Here is a 17868-nt window from a genome sequence, read left to right on the forward strand (position 1 = left end):
ATGTGATACTTACAATTCCATTTTGTATGTGCTAAACTGTTTGTGTCGTTAGACATTATGGCATCTCCTCGTATAGTTAATTTTGGTTGGCTGACCAAATTTTATTCTATAATAAGGAGGTGTCTATTTTAATACAACGGTGGAACCTCTCCGGAACCATACGCATAGCGCATGGTTTACTTTTATAAAAAAAACACTTCTCGACAAGTTTCGAGAAGTGTTTTTGATATAAAAACGATATTAACGTTTTGAGAATTGTGGTGAACGACGTGCTTTTTTAAGACCTGGTTTTTTACGTTCTTTCATACGTGGGTCACGTGTAAGTAATCCAGCGCGTTTTAAAGAACCTCTGTACTCAGGATCTGCTTCTAATAATGCACGTGCGATACCATGACGGATAGCTTGTGCTTGTCCAGTGAAACCGCCACCGTGTACGTTAACTAATACATCGTAGTTACCTTTAGTTTCAGTAACGTCAAATGGTTGGTTTAAGTCTAAGATTAATGATTCGAATGGTAAGTACTCACGTACGTCACGGTCGTTAACTTTAATGTTACCTTCACCTGGTACTAAACGTACACGTGCTACTGAGTTTTTACGACGGCCTGTGCCTCTATATTCAACTTGTGCCAATGTCATTTCCTCCTTCTAATTAACCACGTAACTCGTAGTTTTCTGGTTGTTGTGCAGCGTGTGGGTGTTCAGCGCCACGATAAACGAATAATTTTTTACCTTGTTTTTCACCTAAACGTGAACTTGGTAACATCCCTTTAATTGAGTTTTCTAATAAACGTTCTGGGTTTGTACGTCTTAACTCACCAGCTGTGATTGATTTTAAACCACCTGGGTGATTTGAGTGTCTGTAGTAGATTTTGTCTGTTTCTTTGTTACCAGTGAATTGGATTTTTTCAGCGTTGATAATGATTACGTAATCACCTGTGTCAACGTGTGGTGTATAAGTTACTTTATTTTTACCGCGTAAGATAGATGCTACTTCTGATGATAAACGACCTAATGTTTGGCCTTCAGCATCAACAACATACCATTTGCGCTCAATGTTTGATTCATTTGCCATAAATGTTTGACGCATTTTAAATGTCCTCCTAGTGAATAAATGTTTCTAAGCGTGATTTCAACCAGATTTCGTACACAACCGTGAACGAAATATTTATTCCGTTAACTGTTGATCTGTCCTGCTTCTATATCTTGTAACACAATAAGTTTCCGGGGCTTATCGTGGGGTGATATAAAACAATACCGTTAACTATGATATAATTTTTACCCGTTATTGTCAATGTGTTTCAAAGAATTTTGTAATGATTTTTTCTTATGAATTCTAATATCAGGGCCGAATTTTGTGATTAATTCATCCTCCGCTAAATAGATGCGTTCTAAATATAGACCTTCAGCTGGCGCAGTATGAGGAACAAGGTTACGATCCTGCGCTTTTAAAAGTGAAGTCACCTCATGTGCTTGGCGTTTTCCCTTTCCAACTTCGATTAAAAAGGCCATAATGACCCGCACCATATTATATAAAAATCCTGATCCTGATATGACAAAATCTAGACCTTCATTGGTTGCGACTACGTAACTTTCATAAATGGTGCGTTCTTTACTTTCGACGTCCGTTTTTTGAGAACAAAACGTAGTAAAATTATGAGTTCCAATAAAGTGTTCCGCTGCTTGATTCATGTCATCAATATTTAAGCGGTCAGGGATATGTGTTTTTAAGTGTGCTTGAAATGGATCTTTGTGTACACTTTGATAGATTTTATATCGATATGTTTTACCGACACAATCGTAACGACAATGAAAGTCATTGCTTATCATAGTGACTTCATGCACATAGATATCTTCAGGCAAGGCACGATTCATCGCATATTGCCATTGTGTGGGCTCAATTTTCAATTCCGTATCAAAATGAAAGTATTGTTCTATCGCATGCACACCTCGATCTGTTCGACTTGATGGATGTATGCGCACATCATGTTTGTGCATCCGTTTTAAAATCTTTTCAAAGTAGCCTTGTACGGTACGCCCTTGATTTTGTATTTGAAACCCTAAAAATTGGCTTCCTTGATAACTTATTTTTACAAGTACCCGTTGCATGCCTGACAACCTTTCTATAAATATGTTCGAATCCAATACACTACCGCCCCTATTGGAATGATCATTAACAGTGTGATGGTATCTCTCATGTGCCATTCTAAATAGCGAAAACTTGTCCGTTCAAGAGTGGCATCATAGCCTCTCACTTCCATCGCAATTGCTAAATCTTCTGCACGTTTAAACGCGGATACAAATAAAGGAATGAGCAATGGAATAAAAGCTTTAACCCGGTGAAAGAACCCACCAGAATTAAAATCTGATCCTCGTGATTTTTGAGATTTCATGATTTTATCTAGCTCTTCCATTAAAGTTGGAATAAACCTTAATGCGATTGACATCATCATACTTAAAGCCGCGACTGGTATTTTAAAATATTTTAATGGTTTAAATAGCCGTTCAAACGCATCTGTAAGCTCTAGAGGGCTTGTCGTTAACGTCAGTATCGTAGAGGTTATCATAATAAAGGTAAGACGTAATACAATTAAAGCCCCTTCATTAAGGCCTTGACTATCGATAGATATAAATCCCCACTCAAAAAGACGTGTTCCCCCTTTAGTGACGAACATGTGCATCACAAAGGTAAAACCCACAAAAATAAAAATGGGCGTCAGTCCTTTAAATAAAAATAATAACGGCAAACGTGCTAATTTTATACCAATCAGTATTAAGCATGCCAACCACAAATACGCAATCCAATGGTGGCTTAAAAAGATGATGATAATAAATAGAAATACAAAAATAAATTTTGCTCTTGGGTCTAAACGGTGAATAATAGAATCTAATGGCAGATAACGACCGATAATCAATTTATCTTTCACGTCGCCCACCCCACTTTTCATACAATGCGACAAAATCCTCTTCAGTAAGTGCAATGTCTTCAAATGGAATACCTGATTGTCGCTCCAAATCTCTTTGTAAGCGTAAAGTATCTGGTAAATTAAGATGCAATGAACGCACCAATTGTTCCTGTTTGAAGAACGTTTCAGTATCATAAGAAGCAACCACATGACCATGTTTCATTACTTTGACTTCATGCGCATAACGGGCAACATCGTTCATTTCATGCGTCACAAGGATGACGGTTTTGCCTTCTTGCTCGTTCAAATGCTGAATCAGTGTCATCACCTGTTGCTTACTTCTTGGATCTAACCCAGCAGTCGGTTCATCTAATACTAAAATATCGGGGTTACTTGCTAAAATGGCAGTTAAAGCAACTTTACGCTTTTGACCACCTGACAGTAAAAAAGGAGACTGCTCTAATAAGTGATCAGGTTGTTCGCCCATCATACGTAGATATGTTTTCCCTTTATTCAGTGCTTCTGTTGTATCCTGATTGAAATTTCGTGGGCCAAAAACGATTTCTTTTTGAACCGTTTCTTCAAATAACTGAGATTCTGGAAATTGAAATACCATTCCAATACGTCGACGTATAGACTTAAATGCACGATCTTTCGTTTTACGGTCAACTTTTAAATCAAAAACTTGCAGTTTGCCTCGCGATGGTTTTAATAAACCATTTAAATGTTGTATAAGCGTGGATTTACCAGAACCTGTTTTTCCAATCACCGCATAAAACTTTCCTTCTTCAAAAGTAGTGGTCACAAGGTTCAATGCTTGATATGCATAAGGGGTGTGTTGTTGGTAGGTATAAGAAACCTCATTAAACTGAATCATAATAATCTCTCCACTAATGCATCATAAGTTAATAAATGCGTGTCTAGTTTTAATTTTTGTGCCAGTCGCATTTCAAAAGGCAAATCAAGTCCTAAATCTTTTAGACGTTTCGCCTCGTTAAAAATTGTATGTACATCTCCTTGTAGTGCGACTTGTCCTTGATTCATCACAATCACTTTATCTGAATCAACGACTTCACTTAAATCATGGGTTATTGATAAAACCGTCACACCCCATTCACGGTTCATCTTTTTCATCATTTTAAGCATTTCTGCTTTTCCTTCAGGATCTAGCATTGAGGTTGCTTCATCTAAAATGATTAATTTAGGATTTAGCGCGAGTACACCTGCAATCGCAACACGTTGTTTTTGACCACCTGAAAGCGCAGTAGGCTCATGATTTTGTTTATCATACATGTCTACATCTTTTAACACTTGCGGGACAATTTGCTGCATATCTTCATAAGGTGTACAGCGATTTTCTAGTCCAAATGCAACATCATACTTCACCGTAGAACCCACAAATTGATTTTCCGGATTTTGAAAAACGACGCCAATCTGTTGTCGAAATGCGACTTGTTCTTGCGCTTTGATATATTCGCCATTCATACAGATGTCACCTTCGAACTCTGTTTCAATGCCCGTTATTAATTTCGTTAACGTTGATTTACCAGATCCATTATGCCCTACGATAGACACCCACTCTCCATGATTTACAGAAAATGTGATATTTTTTAATGTCATCGTGTCGGCAGTATCATATTTAAATGAAACATTTTCAAACGCAATGATCGGTTGCATAATTTATCCTCACTTTTTTAACTTCTTCCCTATTTTACCGAATAAACCCTTTTATGTATACTCACCGAATCGATGAATCCCCGTGTATCCATATATTTAACTTTTATCAATAAATATATATTCAACAAAAAAAGGGCAACTCCACATGGTGGAACGCCCGTAGTCAAAAAGACAAAATGCCTGTCGCTTTTCATCATTTCATGTTTTCATCCGACTGCAATAGTATTGCGTCAAATGTGACTCACAAGAAAAAAGCGCGCACCCCATCTAAATTGAGTTCACGCTTTGTCGTCAATATTTAGTTAGATGGGGTACTTTGAGCTAGACAATATTTGTATGTGGCAAACATTATCGTTGCACTCATATGCTTTAAATGTAGTAGTGTGTATTTATTAAACTAATTCGATAATTACTGTTAACGCACCGTCACCTTTACGAGGTGCAACTTTAACAATACGAGTGTATCCGCCTTGACGCTCTTGGTAACGTTCAGCGATTTCACCAAATAATTTTTGTAATGCAGTTTGTGTCGTTTCATCTTCGTTTAAGATTTCCACGTTACGTAATGTTTTAGCAGCGTTACGACGAGAAGCTAAGTCACCTTTTTTACCTAAAGTGATCAATTTTTCAACGACGCTACGAAGTTCTTTCGCACGTGCTTCTGTAGTTTCAATACGCTCATTAACGATAAGTGAAGTTGCTAAGTCACGTAACATTGCTTTACGTTGATCTGAAGTACGACCTAATTTTCTGTAACCCATGAGTTAACCTCCTTTATCAATCTTCTTTTCTTAGACCTAAACCTAAGTCTTCTAATTTGTATTTAACTTCTTCAAGAGACTTGCGACCTAAGTTACGCACTTTCATCATATCAGCCTCTGATTTGTCAGCGAGTTCTTGTACTGAGTTAATACCAGCACGTTTAAGACAGTTATAAGAACGTACAGATAAGTCTAATTCTTCAATAGACATCTCTAATACTTTTTCTTTTTGATCTTCTTCTTTTTCAATCATGATTTCAGCATTTTGAGCTTCATCAGTTAAACCAACAAAGATGTTTAAATGCTCAGTCATAATTTTAGCAGCTAATGATACAGCCTCTTTAGGTGTGATTGAACCATCAGTCCACACGTCTAAAGTTAACTTATCAAAGTCAGAGCTTTGACCGACACGTGTATTTTCAACAGTATAATTCACACGTTCAACTGGTGAATATAATGAATCTACTGGGATTACACCGATTGGTAAATCACTAGAGTTGTTTTGATCAGCTAGTGCATATCCGCGACCTTTGTTCGCAACTAAACGCATTTTGAAATGACCACCTTTAGATACAGTGGCAATTTTAAGGTCAGGATTTAAGATTTCAACATCACTGTCATGTGTGATATCTTTAGCAGTGACTTCGCCTTCTTCTTTTATATCGATTTCTAATGTTTTTTCTTCTTCAGAGTATATATTAAGCGCTAGCTTTTTAATATTCATGATAATTGTAGAAACATCTTCTACAACGTTATCAATCGCTGAGAATTCGTGTAAAACGCCTTCGATTTCGATATATTTCACAGCCGCACCTGGTAATGATGATAGTAGGATACGACGTAAGGAGTTTCCTAGTGTAGTACCGTAACCACGCTCAAGTGGTTCAACAACAAACTTACCGAATTTAGCATCATCACTAACTTCAATTGTTTCAATTCTAGGTTTCTCGATTTCTATCATTTACATATCCTCCTTAAGTACGTCGACTTGCATAAACTATAAATTTTTAGTGTTAAGTGAATAGTGACAAAACAAAAATTTAATTATACGCGACGACGTTTTGGTGGACGGCAACCATTATGTGGAACTGGAGTAACGTCTTTAATCGCTGTTACTTCTAAACCTGCTGATTGTAATGCACGGATCGCTGATTCACGACCTGGACCAGGGCCTTTTACAGTTACTTCAACTGATTTTAAACCGTGTTCCATTGCAGCTTTTGAAGCTGTTTCTGATGCCATTTGCGCTGCGAATGGTGTTGATTTCTTAGAACCTTTGAAACCTAATGCACCTGCAGATGACCAAGATAAAGCATTTCCGAATTCATCTGTAATAGTTACGATTGTATTATTGAATGTAGAACGGATGTGAGCAACACCGTTTTCGATATTCTTTTTCACTCTACGTTTACGTGATACTTGTTTACGTGCCATAGATTAATTTGCCTCCTTTACCTATTATTTTTTCTTGTTAGCTACAGTTTTAACTGGGCCTTTACGCGTACGCGCATTGTTTTTAGTTTTTTGACCATTTACTGGTAATCCACGACGGTGACGGATACCACGGTATGATGAAATTTCCATTAAACGTTTGATGTTTAAGTTTACTTCACGACGTAAGTCACCTTCAACTTTGTAGCCATCTACAACTTCACGGATGCGGCCTAATTCGTCATCAGTTAAATCTTTAACACGAGTGTCTTCTGAAACGTTTGCTTCAGATAAGATTTCTTTAGCTGAAGTTTTACCGATACCGTAGATATAAGTTAATGAAATTACTACGCGTTTATCACGTGGGATATCAATTCCTGCAATACGTGCCATATTATTTACACCTCTCTTTTAATTAACCTTGTTTTTGTTTGTGTTTAGGGTTTTCACAAATTACCATTACTTTACCTTTACGTTTAATGACTTTACATTTTTCGCAAATTGGTTTTACTGATGGTCTTACTTTCATTTTTTATACCTCCTTCAATGATGGAGTGACAATTATTTATAACGATATGTGATTCTTCCGCGTGTTAAGTCATACGGAGACATTTCTACTGTTACTTTATCGCCTGGTAAAATACGAATATAGTTCATGCGAATCTTTCCACTTACGTGAGCTAAGATTTCGTGACCATTTTCTAATTCTACTTTAAACATTGCGTTAGGTAAAGTGTCTAATACCGTACCTTCAAGTTCGATAACATCTTGTTTTGCCATGAATTAACGCCTCCTTTTCAGTTGTAAGGATCTTAATATATCAACGAGATAATAGTTGGCTTGGTTTACATTGTCAAAGCGTATCGTTATAAGACTTGTCACGAATTTTGATTACAGTTTCAAAGTTAACGACGTGTAAAGTCAAACACTTTAAACCAAGTCGTTATTATTTTAATGATTCTAAAATAGTGATGACGTCTTCTGTAACTTCATTAATATTTTTAGAACCGTCAATATTTTTAAGAACGCCTTTTTGGCTATAGAAATCTAAAATCGGTTTAGATTGTTTAATGTTCACATCTAAACGATTTGCAACTGTTTCAGGGTTGTCGTCTTCACGTTGGTAAAGTTTACCACCTTCAAGATCACATGTACCTTCAACCTTAGGCGGATTGAAAACAAGATGATACGTCGTGCCACAAATTTCACAAATGCGACGTCCAGTCAGACGGTTCATAAGTTCTTCTTCGGGCACATCAATGTTAACAACTGCATCGATTTCTCTTCCAAGGTCTTCTAAAATCGAATTTAAAGCTTCAGCTTGTTCGATTGTACGAGGAAATCCGTCAAGTAAGAAACCTTTTTTAGCATCGTCTTCAGAGATACGTTCTTTTACAATGCCTACTGTAACTTCGTCTGGTACGAGTTCCCCACGATCCATATACGATTTAGCTTCTTTACCGAGTTCGGTTTCATCTTTAATCGCTTTTCTGAACATATCCCCTGTTGAAATATGTGGAATTGGGTACTTTTTAATAATTTCACTCGCTTGAGTTCCTTTACCAGCACCAGGTAATCCCATTAAGATAATATTCATAAATGCCCTCCTATGAATTATCGTCTACCAAAGCCTTTATATTCTTTTTCATTGACTTGAGCTTCTAAACCTTTCATCGTTTCAATGGCAACACCGATAACGATAAGTAAGCTTGTACCACCAAGTTGAATGGCTTGCGGTAAGTTCATAAACTTCGTAGCAATAATCGGAAGAATAGAAATTGCTGCTAAGAAAATTGAACCTGCAAACGTTAAACGATATAAAACTTTAGTAATATATTTTTTCGTTTGTTCGCCAGGACGAATCCCAGGAACGTAGCTACCTTGCTTTTTCAGATTTTCTGCCATTTTTTCTGGGTTAACTTGTACAAACGCATAGAAATATGTGAATGCAATAATAAGTACTACATACACGACCATTCCCATATTGTTTGATGGGTCAGCATAATTACCTATTTTTTGAGCCCAATCTGCTTTAGGGAAGAACAACGTTAATGTTCTAGGTAATAAGAAGAATGCCATTGCAAAGATGACAGGAATTACCCCTGCAGAGTTTACTTTTAATGGTAAATATGTTGCCTGTGAACCAAGACGCATATTTGATTGTTTTTTTGCATATTGAATTGGAATTTTACGAATCGCTTGTAAAACGAATACAGCACCTACTGTTAGTAAAATCATACCAACAATAAGACCTATCACTTTCAACCAAGCTAACGTTACATCGTCTTGTCCAACGAATTCTTGTTGATAGAATTGCATTAATGCGGACGGCAATGTAGATAAAATACCTGCAAAAATGATAATAGAAATACCATTACCAACACCATATTGCGTAATTTGTTCACCTAACCACATTAAGAATGCAGTACCTGTTGTAAGAACAACTGCAATTAATAGATATGACCATACGCTTTGAGTTTGGACGAGTGATCCACCGAGGTATGAATTAAATTGATAAGACATACCGATAGATTGAATGAATGCAAGCACGATTGTAAAATAACGTGTTAAGTTATTTAACTTTTTGCGGCCAACTTCACCTTGTTTTGCCCATTCTGTAAACTTAGGTACAATATCCATCTGTAATAATTGCATTACAATGGAAGCAGTAATGTAAGGCATAATCCCCATTGCGAAAATGGAAAAGTTCTTCAAGGCTCCGCCACCAAATGTATTTAACAGATCAGTGACGCCTTGAGAACCTTGTTGATTATCAAATGCTGCTGGATTAACTCCAGGTGCTGGAATATACGTACCAATTTTGAAAATCACTAACATTGCAAGTGTAAAGAAAATCTTGTTACGAACTTCTTTTGTTTTAAAGAAATTCACAAGCGTGTGAAACATTAGATCACCTCGTGAGCTCCGCCCTTCGCTTCAATAGCATCTTTAGCAGAAGCTGAGAATTTGTGTGCTTTAACAGTCAATTTCTTTTCTAATGAACCATTACCTAATACTTTAATGCCAGATTTTTCACTTTTAACTACGCCTGATTCGATTAATAATTCAGGTGTAACCTCAGTACCATCTTCGAATTTGTTAAGTTGGTCTAAGTTAACAATAGCATATTCTTTACGGTTGATGTTAGTGAAACCACGTTTTGGAATACGACGGAATAAAGGTAATTGACCACCTTCAAAACCTGGTCTAACGCCACCACCTGAACGTGCTTTTTGACCTTTTTGACCACGACCACTTGTTTTACCGTTACCAGTAGCCGCACCACGACCTACACGGTTACGTACTTTACGTGAACCTTCTGATGGTTTTAACTCATGTAATTTCATTTCGGCACCTCCTTAATTATTTTTCTTCTACTGTTACTAAGTGACTTACTTTATTGATTTGTCCACGAATCGCATCGTTATCTTCAACAACAACAGATGAGTTAAGTTTTTTCAAACCTAAAGCTTTAACTGTTTTACGTTGAGTTTCTGGACGTCCGATAACGCTTCGAGTGAGGGTAATTTGAATTTTAGCCATTTTAAATGTTTCCCTCCTTAATTATATAATTCTTCTACTGATTTACCACGTAAACGGGCAACATCTTCAGCATTTTTTAAGTTTTGTAAACCGTCTACAGTTGCGCGCACCATGTTAATTGGTGTGTTAGAACCTAATGATTTACTTAAGATATCTGTGATACCTGCAAGTTCTAATACGGCACGAACTGGACCACCTGCGATAACCCCTGTACCAGGAGCAGCTGGTTTCATGAATACACTACCTGAACCATAGCGTCCAGTGATTGTGTGTGGTGTTGTACCTTCAACACGTGGAACTGTGATAAGATTTTTCTTCGCAGCCTCAACAGCTTTTTTAATTGCTTCAGGTACCTCTTGTGCTTTACCAGTACCGAAACCAACGCGACCATTTTTGTCACCTACAACTACAAGTGCTGTGAAACGGAAACGACGTCCACCTTTAACAACTTTTGCAACACGGTTAATCGTAACAACGCGTTCTTCAAATTCTTTAACTTCTTCTTCTCTACGAGCCATTTAAATTGTCCCTCCTTTAAATTAAAATTGAAGTCCATTTTCGCGAGCTGCATCTGCTAACGCTTTAACACGTCCGTGGAATAAGTATCCTCCACGATCGAATACAACTGCTTCGATTCCTTTTTCGCTTGCTTTTTTAGCGATTGATTCACCGACTTTAGTTGCCATTTCAACTTTAGTCACTGATGTGTCGATATCGCTATCTTTAGTAGAAGCTTGAGCTAACGTTACACCTTTAACGTCATCAATGATTTGTGCATAAATGTGTTTGTTTGAACGGTATACGTTTAGACGTGGCTTTTCGCTAGTACCTGACAATTTCGTACGAACACGTGCATGTCTTTTTAAACGTACTTTGTTTTTATCAATTTTGCTGATCATGTCAATACTCCTTTCTATAGAGTTTATTTATTATTTACCAGTTTTACCTTCTTTACGGCGTACGTATTCACCTTGGTAACGGATACCTTTACCTTTATAAGGCTCTGGTGGACGTACATCGCGAATTTTAGATGCTGTAGCACCAACTAATTCTTTGTCGATACCTTCAACTTTTACAGTTGTATTTTTCTCTACTGAGAAAGTAATACCTTCAGCAGCTTCGATTTCAACTGGATGAGAATAACCTACGTTTAATACAAGTTTAGAACCTTGTACTTGAGCACGGTAACCAACACCGATAAGTTCAAGTCCTTTAACGTATCCTTGAGATACACCTTGTACCATATTATTAATTAACGCACGAGTTGTACCATGAATTGTTCTATGTTCTTTAGAATCTGATGGTCTAACAACTTCAAGTGTGTTTTCTTCTTGTTTGTAAGTCATTTCTTCGTTAAGTGTTTGTGATAATTCACCTTTAGGTCCTTTAACAGTAACTTTGTTACCTTCGATTGTTACAGTAACGTCACTTGGGATCTCGATAATTTTTTTACCAACACGGCTCATGCTGTGGCACCTCCTTATTTATTTAATGATTACCAAATGTAAGCTAATACTTCGCCACCAACATTACGTTTTCTAGCTTCTTTATCAGTGATAACACCTTCTGAAGTAGATACTAATGCGATACCTAAACCGTTTAATACTTTAGGTACTTCGTTCGCTTTAGCGTATACACGTAAACCTGGTTTAGAAATACGTTTTAATCCTGTAATAACACGTTCGTTATTTGAACCATATTTTAAGAATAAACGGATTACACCTTGTTTATCATCTTCAATATATTCTACATTTTTAATGAAACCTTCATTTTTAAGGATTTCAGCAATTTCTTTTTTAATGTTTGATGCAGGTAATTCTAATTTTTCGTGACGCACCATGTTTGCGTTTCTCACACGAGTTAACATATCTGCAATTGGATCTGACAATGTCATAGTTTGTTGCCTCCTTTCAAGAGTTAAATTTTTACCAGCTAGCTTTACGTACGCCAGGAATTTGACCTTTATAAGCTAATTCACGGAAACAAATACGGCAAAGTTTAAATTTACGATATACAGAATGTGGACGTCCACATTGTTCACAACGCGTATATTCACGGACTTGGAACTTTTGTTTCTTTTGTTGCTTAGCAACCATTGATTTTTTAGCCACTTAATTAGCCTCCTTTAGAGATTATTTTTGAAATGGCATACCGAATTGTGTTAACAATTCACGAGCTTCCTCGTCAGTGTTAGCAGTAGTTACGATAACGATATCCATTCCTCGAACTTTTGATACTTTATCATAATCGATCTCAGGGAAAATTAACTGTTCTTTAACACCTAAAGTGTAGTTACCGCGACCATCAAATGCGTTTTTAGAAACACCACGGAAGTCACGTACACGTGGTAATGATACAGAAATTAATTTGTCTAAGAATTCATACATTCTTTCACCACGTAATGTTACTTTAGCACCAATTGGCATACCTTCACGTAAACGGAATGTCGCAACTGATTTTTTAGCTTTAGTGATTAAAGGTTTTTGACCAGTGATTGCTGTTAATTCCTCAACTGCTGTATCTAATACTTTTGAGTTTTGAACTGCATCACCAACACCCATGTTGACTACGATTTTATCGATTTTTGGTACTTCCATTACTGAGCTATAGTTGAATTTTTTAACTAAGTTCTCACTAACTTCAGAGTTGAATTTTTCTTTTAAACGGTTCAAAGTGGATCCTCCTTTCAACTTTTATTATTTATTAGACTTGATTTCTTCGCCTGATTTTTTAGCGATTCTTACTTTTTTACCATCAACAAATTTGTAGCCTACACGTGTAGGTTTGTTTGTTTTAGGGTCTAATAATTGTACGTTAGAAACATGAATAGCTGCTTCAGTTTCTAAGATTCCACCTTCAGGATTGATTTGAGTTGGTTTTTGGTGTTTTTTAACGACGTTTACACCTTCCACAACGACGCGGTCTTTTTTAGGTTCAGTTGCTACAACTTTACCTGTTTTACCTTTGTCTTTACCTGCGATAACGATTACGTTGTCACCTTTTTTAATATGCATGTGGGCACCTCCTTGAATTGTGATTTAGATTTTATAAATTATAGTACTTCTGGTGCAAGAGAAACAATTTTCATAAAGTTTCCTTCACGTAATTCACGCGCTACTGGACCGAAGATACGAGTACCACGTGGTCCTTTGTCGTCACGAATGATAACACATGCATTTTCATCAAATTTGATGTAAGAACCGTCTTTACGACGTACGCCTGATTTAGTACGTACAACAACAGCTTTAACAACATCGCCTTTCTTAACAACGCCTCCTGGTGTGGCATTTTTAACAGTTGCTACGATGACGTCACCGATGTTAGCTGTTTTACGGCCAGATCCACCTAATACTTTGATTGTAAGTACTTCACGAGCACCAGAGTTGTCTGCTACTTTTAAGCGTGTTTCTTGTTGGATCATGATTAAACCTCCCTTATCTTTAAATAGTCATTAAATAATTACTGATTCTTCGACAATTTCTACTAAACGGAAACGTTTTGTCGCTGATAAAGGACGAGTTTCTTGAATTTTAACGATATCTCCTAGTTTAGCTGAATTGTTTTCGTCATGTGTTTTATACTTCTTAGAATATTTAACACGTTTACCATATAGTTTGTGCGTTTTGTATGTTTCAACTAAAACAGTCACTGTTTTGTCCATTTTGTCTGAAACGACTTTACCAACGTAAACTTTACGATCATTTCTTTCGCTCACTTTAGTAACCTCCTCTTTCAACTATTATTGGTTAGCTTTTCCTTGTTCTAATTCTCTTTCACGCGCAACAGTTTTAAGACGTGCAATTGTTTTTCTAACAGTTTTAATACGTGCAGTCTCTTCTAATTGACCTGTAGCTAATTGAAAGCGTAGGTTAAAAAGCTCTTCTTTCGATGATTTGATTTGTTCTTCGATTTCAGAAGTGGTTAAGTCTCTAATTTCCTTAGCTTTCATTTGTTTCACCACCCAATTCTTCACGTTTTACAAACTTCGTTTTAACTGGAAGTTTGTGGCTCGCTAAACGTAATGCTTCACGCGCAACTTCTTCAGATACGCCTGCAACTTCAAATAAGATACGACCTGGTTTTACAACTGCGATCCAGCCTTCTACCGCACCTTTACCAGCACCCATACGTACTTCTAGAGGTTTTTTAGTATATGGTGTATGAGGGAAGATTTTAATCCAAACTTTCCCGCCACGTTTCATGTAACGTGTCATAGCGATACGAGCTGATTCGATTTGACGAGAAGTGATCCAAGATGTTGTTGTTGCTTGTAAACCAAATTCGCCAAATGTTACGTAGTTACCGCCTTTAGAACGACCTTTAGTGTCAGGACGATGTTGACGACGATATTTTACACGCTTTGGTAGTAACATAATTATTTTCCTCCTTCACTATTTTTCTTAGTAGGAAGAACTTCACCACGATAGATCCATACTTTAACACCTAACTTACCGTAAGTTGTGTCAGCTTCAGCATGTGCGTAATCAATGTCAGCACGTAATGTATGAAGTGGTACAGTTCCTTCTGAATATTGTTCAGCACGCGCGATGTCAGCGCCACCTAAACGACCTGATACTTGTGTTTTGATACCTTTAGCACCAAGTTTCATTGCTCTTCCGATAGCTTGTTTTTGTACACGACGGAATGATGCACGGTTTTCTAATTGACGTGCAATGTTCTCAGCTACTAAACGTGCATCTAAATCAACTTTCTTGATTTCAACCACGTTGATGTGTACTTTTTTGTCAGTTAATTGGTTTAACTTGTTACGAAGTTTCTCGATTTCTGAACCGCCTTTACCAATTACCATACCTGGTTTACCAGTGTGGATTGCGATATTGATACGGTTAGCAGCACGTTCGATCTCTACGTGAGATACTGATGCATCTTTTAATGCAGTATCGATAAATTTACGAATTTTTAAGTCTTCGTGTAATAATGATGCGAAATCTTTTTCAGCAAACCATTTTGCTTCCCAGTCGCGAATGACACCAACACGAAGTCCGATTGGATTAATTTTTTGACCCACGGTGTTCCCTCCTTAGTATTTATTAAGCTTCTTGTGCTTCTTCTTTACCGTCACTTACTACGATAGTAATGTGGCTTGTTCTTTTATTAATTGCGCTTGCACGTCCTTGAGCACGTGGACGGAAACGTTTTAAAGTTGGTCCTTCGTTAGCGTATGCTTCCTTAACAACTAATTCGTCAGTGTTCATACCGTAGTTGTGCTCAGCATTAGCTAAAGCGGACATTAATAATTTTTCTACAACTGGAGAAGAAGCTTTGTTAGTTAATTTTAAAATAGCTACTGCTTCTCTTACGTCTTTTCCTCTAATTAGATCTAATACTAATCTAACTTTACGAGGTGCGATTCTGATCGTTCTAGCAACCGCTTTTGCTTCCATTCGTATTTCCTCCTCTACTTACTATTGAGTGATTATCTTCTTGTTTTCTTGTCGTCTGCAGCGTGTCCTTTGAATGTACGTGTTGGTGCAAATTCACCTAATTTGTGACCAACCATATCTTCAGTTACGTATACAGGTACGTGTTTGCGGCCATCATATACTGCAAATGTGTGTCCAATGAAGTTTGGGAAAATTGTTGAACGACGTGACCATGTTTTGATTACTTGTTTCTTTTCGCTGTCGCCTTGAGCTTCAACTTTTTTCATTAAATGATCATCGACGAAAGGTCCCTTTTTAATACTACGAGCCATAGTGGCGCCTCCTTTCTTATTGTGTGCGTGCAGCTAAGAAGCCGCACACCCAAATAAGCTATTTTTATTTTTTCTTACGTCTACGTACGATAAGTTTGTCTGAATGTTTCTTACCACGACGTGTTTTCTTACCAAGCGTTGGTTTACCCCATGGTGACATTGGAGATGGACGTCCGATTGGCGCACGGCCTTCACCACCACCGTGTGGGTGATCGTTAGGGTTCATTACAGAACCACGAACTGTAGGTCTTTTACCTAACCATCTAGATTTACCAGCTTTACCTACGTTAACAAGTTCGTGTTGTAAGTTACCAACTTGACCGATTGTTGCGCGACAAGTTGAAAGAATCATACGTACTTCACCAGAACGAAGTCTTACAAGTACATATTTACCTTCTTTACCTAATACTTGAGCGCTTGCACCAGCTGAACGTGCGATTTGACCGCCACGACCTGGTTTTAATTCGATATTATGAATAACTGTACCTACAGGAATGTCTTTTAATTGAAGTGCGTTACCCACTTTAATGTCAGCTTCAGAACCACTTTCAATCATTTGACCTACTTGTAAACCTTTAGGTGCGATGATGTAACGTTTTTCACCATCTGCGTATACGATTAATGCAATGTTTGCTGATCTGTTTGGATCATATTGAATAGAATCAACTTTACCTGGGATTCCATCTTTATTACGTTTAAAATCAATCACACGGTATTGACGTTTGTGTCCGCCACCATGATGACGTACAGTCAATTTACCTTGGTTGTTACGACCCGCTTTTTTCGGTAGCGGTTGTAATAATGACTTTTCTGGTTTCGTTTCAGTGATTTCAGCGAAATCTAAAGTAGTCATATTACGACGACCATTTGTAATTGGCTTATAATGTTTTAATGCCATTGTCGCTTACCTCCTTATTGGTATATTTTTTAGTTGAATAAGTCGATTTGACCTTCTTTTAAAGTTACGATAGCTTTACGGCGTTTGTTTGTATAGCCTTGGTAACGGCCCATACGTTTCTTTTTAGGTTTGTAGTTAATGATGTTAACATTCGCTACTTTTACATCGAAGATTTCTTCAACAGCAATTTTAACTTGCGTTTTGTTGGCACGTACATCTACATCGAAAGTGTATTTGTCCTCAGCCATTGCTTCAGATGATTTTTCAGTGATTACGGGGCGCTTTAGAATGTCTCTAGCTTCCATTATCCGAGCACCTCCTCAACTTTTTTAGCTGCTTCTTCAGTGATTAAAACACTGTCAGCATGTGTTAAATCTAATACGTTTAATCCTTCAGGTGTAGTGATTTGAACACCAGGGATGTTACGTGCAGATAATTCAACGTTTACATCTTCTCCAAGAGTTACAACTAAAACTTTCTTAGGTAATTCTAAGTTTGTTAATGTTGTTTTGAAATCTTTTGTCTTTGGAGCGTCTAAGTTGAAGTTATCAACAATTTTAAGTCCATTTTCTTGAACTTTGTAAGATAATGCAGAGCGTAATGCTAAACGACGCATTTTCTTAGGCATTTTGTAGCCGTAGCTTCTTGGTGTTGGACCGAATACTACGCCACCACCACGCCATTGTGGTGCACGGATTGTACCTTGACGCGCACGTCCAGTACCTTTTTGTCTCCATGGTTTACGTCCACCGCCACGAACTGCTGAACGATTTTTAACAGCGTGTGTTCCTTGGCGTAATGAAGCGCGTTGTAAGTTAATCGCTTCGAATAATACTTCGTTGTTAGGTTCGATTGCGAATACTGCATCGCTAAGTTCAACTGAACCAGCTTTAGATCCGTCAACTTTTAATACATCATAATTTGCCATTATGCATT

At 37.3% G+C, this 17868-nt stretch carries 33 protein-coding genes; all 33 read right to left on the bottom strand.

Annotation, left to right across the window (positions count from 1 at the left end; translation table 11 throughout):
• Window positions 1–240: 240 nt before the first annotated feature.
• The 33 genes from rpsI to rplD all read right to left on the bottom strand — a co-directional run bounded on the left by rpsI (window position 241) and on the right by rplD (window position 17860).
• The gene (gene rpsI / locus CD172_RS04355; protein WP_037542446.1) at window positions 241–633 is read right to left on the bottom strand and encodes a 30S ribosomal protein S9; all 393 of its coding nucleotides are present in this window, start codon (window positions 631–633) and stop codon (window positions 241–243) included.
• 19 nt (window positions 634–652) lie between these two features.
• Window positions 653–1090: a 50S ribosomal protein L13 gene (gene rplM / locus CD172_RS04360; protein WP_037567156.1), complete on the bottom strand. Its 438-nt coding sequence runs from the start codon at window positions 1088–1090 to the stop codon at window positions 653–655.
• Between the two features lie 188 nt (window positions 1091–1278).
• Entirely contained in the window at window positions 1279–2109 is an 831-nt protein-coding gene (gene truA, locus CD172_RS04365) for a tRNA pseudouridine(38-40) synthase TruA (RefSeq protein ID WP_103345581.1), read from the bottom strand.
• A 14-nt stretch (window positions 2110–2123) separates the two neighbouring features.
• A complete protein-coding gene (locus CD172_RS04370) occupies window positions 2124–2927 on the bottom strand; it encodes an energy-coupling factor transporter transmembrane component T family protein (protein ID WP_037567152.1) in 804 nt (267 codons plus the stop codon).
• Window positions 2917–3783: an energy-coupling factor transporter ATPase gene (locus CD172_RS04375; RefSeq protein WP_103345582.1), complete on the bottom strand. Its 867-nt coding sequence runs from the start codon at window positions 3781–3783 to the stop codon at window positions 2917–2919. Before CD172_RS04375 ends, CD172_RS04370 begins: the two co-directional genes overlap by 11 nt.
• Window positions 3780–4583, bottom strand: a complete 804-nt coding sequence (locus tag CD172_RS04380; RefSeq protein WP_103345583.1) for an energy-coupling factor transporter ATPase — start codon at window positions 4581–4583, stop codon at window positions 3780–3782. The genes CD172_RS04375 and CD172_RS04380 overlap by 4 nt, the downstream gene beginning before the upstream one ends.
• A 392-nt stretch (window positions 4584–4975) precedes the next feature.
• A complete protein-coding gene (gene rplQ / locus CD172_RS04385) occupies window positions 4976–5344 on the bottom strand; it encodes a 50S ribosomal protein L17 (RefSeq protein ID WP_037567144.1) in 369 nt (122 codons plus the stop codon).
• A 16-nt stretch (window positions 5345–5360) separates the two neighbouring features.
• Entirely contained in the window at window positions 5361–6305 is a 945-nt protein-coding gene (locus CD172_RS04390; RefSeq protein ID WP_103345584.1) for a DNA-directed RNA polymerase subunit alpha, read from the bottom strand.
• 83 nt (window positions 6306–6388) lie between these two features.
• Window positions 6389–6778, bottom strand: a complete 390-nt coding sequence (gene rpsK / locus CD172_RS04395; RefSeq protein WP_014613235.1) for a 30S ribosomal protein S11 — start codon at window positions 6776–6778, stop codon at window positions 6389–6391.
• 24 nt (window positions 6779–6802) lie between these two features.
• Window positions 6803–7168, bottom strand: a complete 366-nt coding sequence (rpsM, locus tag CD172_RS04400) for a 30S ribosomal protein S13 (RefSeq protein ID WP_037567140.1) — start codon at window positions 7166–7168, stop codon at window positions 6803–6805.
• 22 nt (window positions 7169–7190) lie between these two features.
• Complete coding sequence (gene rpmJ, locus CD172_RS04405; protein ID WP_002509257.1) at window positions 7191–7304, bottom strand: 50S ribosomal protein L36; 114 nt, start codon at window positions 7302–7304, stop codon at window positions 7191–7193.
• A 32-nt stretch (window positions 7305–7336) separates the two neighbouring features.
• A complete protein-coding gene (gene infA / locus CD172_RS04410) occupies window positions 7337–7555 on the bottom strand; it encodes a translation initiation factor IF-1 (protein WP_001118443.1) in 219 nt (72 codons plus the stop codon).
• Between the two features lie 166 nt (window positions 7556–7721).
• The gene (locus CD172_RS04415) at window positions 7722–8372 is read right to left on the bottom strand and encodes an adenylate kinase (protein WP_037567134.1); all 651 of its coding nucleotides are present in this window, start codon (window positions 8370–8372) and stop codon (window positions 7722–7724) included.
• Window positions 8373–8389: 17 nt separating this feature from the next.
• Window positions 8390–9682 (bottom strand): preprotein translocase subunit SecY, encoded by a 1293-nt coding sequence (gene secY, locus CD172_RS04420; RefSeq protein ID WP_037567132.1) that lies wholly within the window; start codon window positions 9680–9682, stop codon window positions 8390–8392.
• Complete coding sequence (gene rplO / locus CD172_RS04425) at window positions 9682–10122, bottom strand: 50S ribosomal protein L15 (protein WP_037567130.1); 441 nt, start codon at window positions 10120–10122, stop codon at window positions 9682–9684. The genes secY and rplO overlap by 1 nt, the downstream gene beginning before the upstream one ends.
• A gap of 16 nt (window positions 10123–10138) precedes the next feature.
• Entirely contained in the window at window positions 10139–10318 is a 180-nt protein-coding gene (gene rpmD, locus CD172_RS04430; protein ID WP_037567129.1) for a 50S ribosomal protein L30, read from the bottom strand.
• A gap of 17 nt (window positions 10319–10335) precedes the next feature.
• Complete coding sequence (gene rpsE, locus CD172_RS04435) at window positions 10336–10836, bottom strand: 30S ribosomal protein S5 (RefSeq protein WP_037567127.1); 501 nt, start codon at window positions 10834–10836, stop codon at window positions 10336–10338.
• 21 nt (window positions 10837–10857) lie between these two features.
• Window positions 10858–11217 (bottom strand): 50S ribosomal protein L18, encoded by a 360-nt coding sequence (gene rplR, locus CD172_RS04440; RefSeq protein WP_037567125.1) that lies wholly within the window; start codon window positions 11215–11217, stop codon window positions 10858–10860.
• Between the two features lie 30 nt (window positions 11218–11247).
• Window positions 11248–11784: a 50S ribosomal protein L6 gene (rplF, locus tag CD172_RS04445; RefSeq protein WP_037567123.1), complete on the bottom strand. Its 537-nt coding sequence runs from the start codon at window positions 11782–11784 to the stop codon at window positions 11248–11250.
• Window positions 11785–11813: 29 nt separating this feature from the next.
• Window positions 11814–12212, bottom strand: a complete 399-nt coding sequence (gene rpsH / locus CD172_RS04450; RefSeq protein ID WP_014613226.1) for a 30S ribosomal protein S8 — start codon at window positions 12210–12212, stop codon at window positions 11814–11816.
• 31 nt (window positions 12213–12243) lie between these two features.
• Window positions 12244–12429 carry a type Z 30S ribosomal protein S14 gene (locus CD172_RS04455; protein WP_037567121.1) on the bottom strand — a complete coding sequence of 62 codons (186 nt, stop codon included), beginning with the start codon at window positions 12427–12429 and terminating at the stop codon, window positions 12244–12246.
• Window positions 12430–12450: 21 nt separating this feature from the next.
• Window positions 12451–12990 carry a 50S ribosomal protein L5 gene (rplE, locus tag CD172_RS04460; protein WP_037567119.1) on the bottom strand — a complete coding sequence of 180 codons (540 nt, stop codon included), beginning with the start codon at window positions 12988–12990 and terminating at the stop codon, window positions 12451–12453.
• Between the two features lie 24 nt (window positions 12991–13014).
• Complete coding sequence (rplX, locus tag CD172_RS04465; RefSeq protein ID WP_037567116.1) at window positions 13015–13332, bottom strand: 50S ribosomal protein L24; 318 nt, start codon at window positions 13330–13332, stop codon at window positions 13015–13017.
• A gap of 38 nt (window positions 13333–13370) precedes the next feature.
• A complete protein-coding gene (rplN, locus tag CD172_RS04470) occupies window positions 13371–13739 on the bottom strand; it encodes a 50S ribosomal protein L14 (protein WP_014613222.1) in 369 nt (122 codons plus the stop codon).
• Between the two features lie 30 nt (window positions 13740–13769).
• Window positions 13770–14033, bottom strand: a complete 264-nt coding sequence (gene rpsQ / locus CD172_RS04475) for a 30S ribosomal protein S17 (protein WP_037567114.1) — start codon at window positions 14031–14033, stop codon at window positions 13770–13772.
• 24 nt (window positions 14034–14057) lie between these two features.
• Window positions 14058–14267: a 50S ribosomal protein L29 gene (rpmC, locus tag CD172_RS04480; protein WP_014613220.1), complete on the bottom strand. Its 210-nt coding sequence runs from the start codon at window positions 14265–14267 to the stop codon at window positions 14058–14060.
• Window positions 14257–14691, bottom strand: a complete 435-nt coding sequence (gene rplP, locus CD172_RS04485; protein ID WP_037567112.1) for a 50S ribosomal protein L16 — start codon at window positions 14689–14691, stop codon at window positions 14257–14259. The genes rpmC and rplP overlap by 11 nt, the downstream gene beginning before the upstream one ends.
• 2 nt (window positions 14692–14693) lie before the next feature.
• Window positions 14694–15347, bottom strand: a complete 654-nt coding sequence (rpsC, locus tag CD172_RS04490; protein ID WP_037567110.1) for a 30S ribosomal protein S3 — start codon at window positions 15345–15347, stop codon at window positions 14694–14696.
• A gap of 22 nt (window positions 15348–15369) precedes the next feature.
• Window positions 15370–15723 carry a 50S ribosomal protein L22 gene (rplV, locus tag CD172_RS04495; protein WP_016426354.1) on the bottom strand — a complete coding sequence of 118 codons (354 nt, stop codon included), beginning with the start codon at window positions 15721–15723 and terminating at the stop codon, window positions 15370–15372.
• Between the two features lie 32 nt (window positions 15724–15755).
• Window positions 15756–16034 carry a 30S ribosomal protein S19 gene (gene rpsS, locus CD172_RS04500; protein WP_014613216.1) on the bottom strand — a complete coding sequence of 93 codons (279 nt, stop codon included), beginning with the start codon at window positions 16032–16034 and terminating at the stop codon, window positions 15756–15758.
• A 64-nt stretch (window positions 16035–16098) separates the two neighbouring features.
• Window positions 16099–16932 carry a 50S ribosomal protein L2 gene (gene rplB, locus CD172_RS04505; protein ID WP_037567105.1) on the bottom strand — a complete coding sequence of 278 codons (834 nt, stop codon included), beginning with the start codon at window positions 16930–16932 and terminating at the stop codon, window positions 16099–16101.
• A gap of 29 nt (window positions 16933–16961) precedes the next feature.
• Window positions 16962–17237 (bottom strand): 50S ribosomal protein L23, encoded by a 276-nt coding sequence (gene rplW, locus CD172_RS04510; RefSeq protein WP_037567103.1) that lies wholly within the window; start codon window positions 17235–17237, stop codon window positions 16962–16964.
• A complete protein-coding gene (gene rplD / locus CD172_RS04515) occupies window positions 17237–17860 on the bottom strand; it encodes a 50S ribosomal protein L4 (RefSeq protein WP_037567101.1) in 624 nt (207 codons plus the stop codon). The genes rplW and rplD overlap by 1 nt, the downstream gene beginning before the upstream one ends.
• Between the last annotated feature and the right edge of the window lie 8 nt (window positions 17861–17868).

This window comes from Staphylococcus agnetis, assembly GCF_002901865.1.
Lineage (GTDB): Bacteria > Bacillota > Bacilli > Staphylococcales > Staphylococcaceae > Staphylococcus > Staphylococcus agnetis.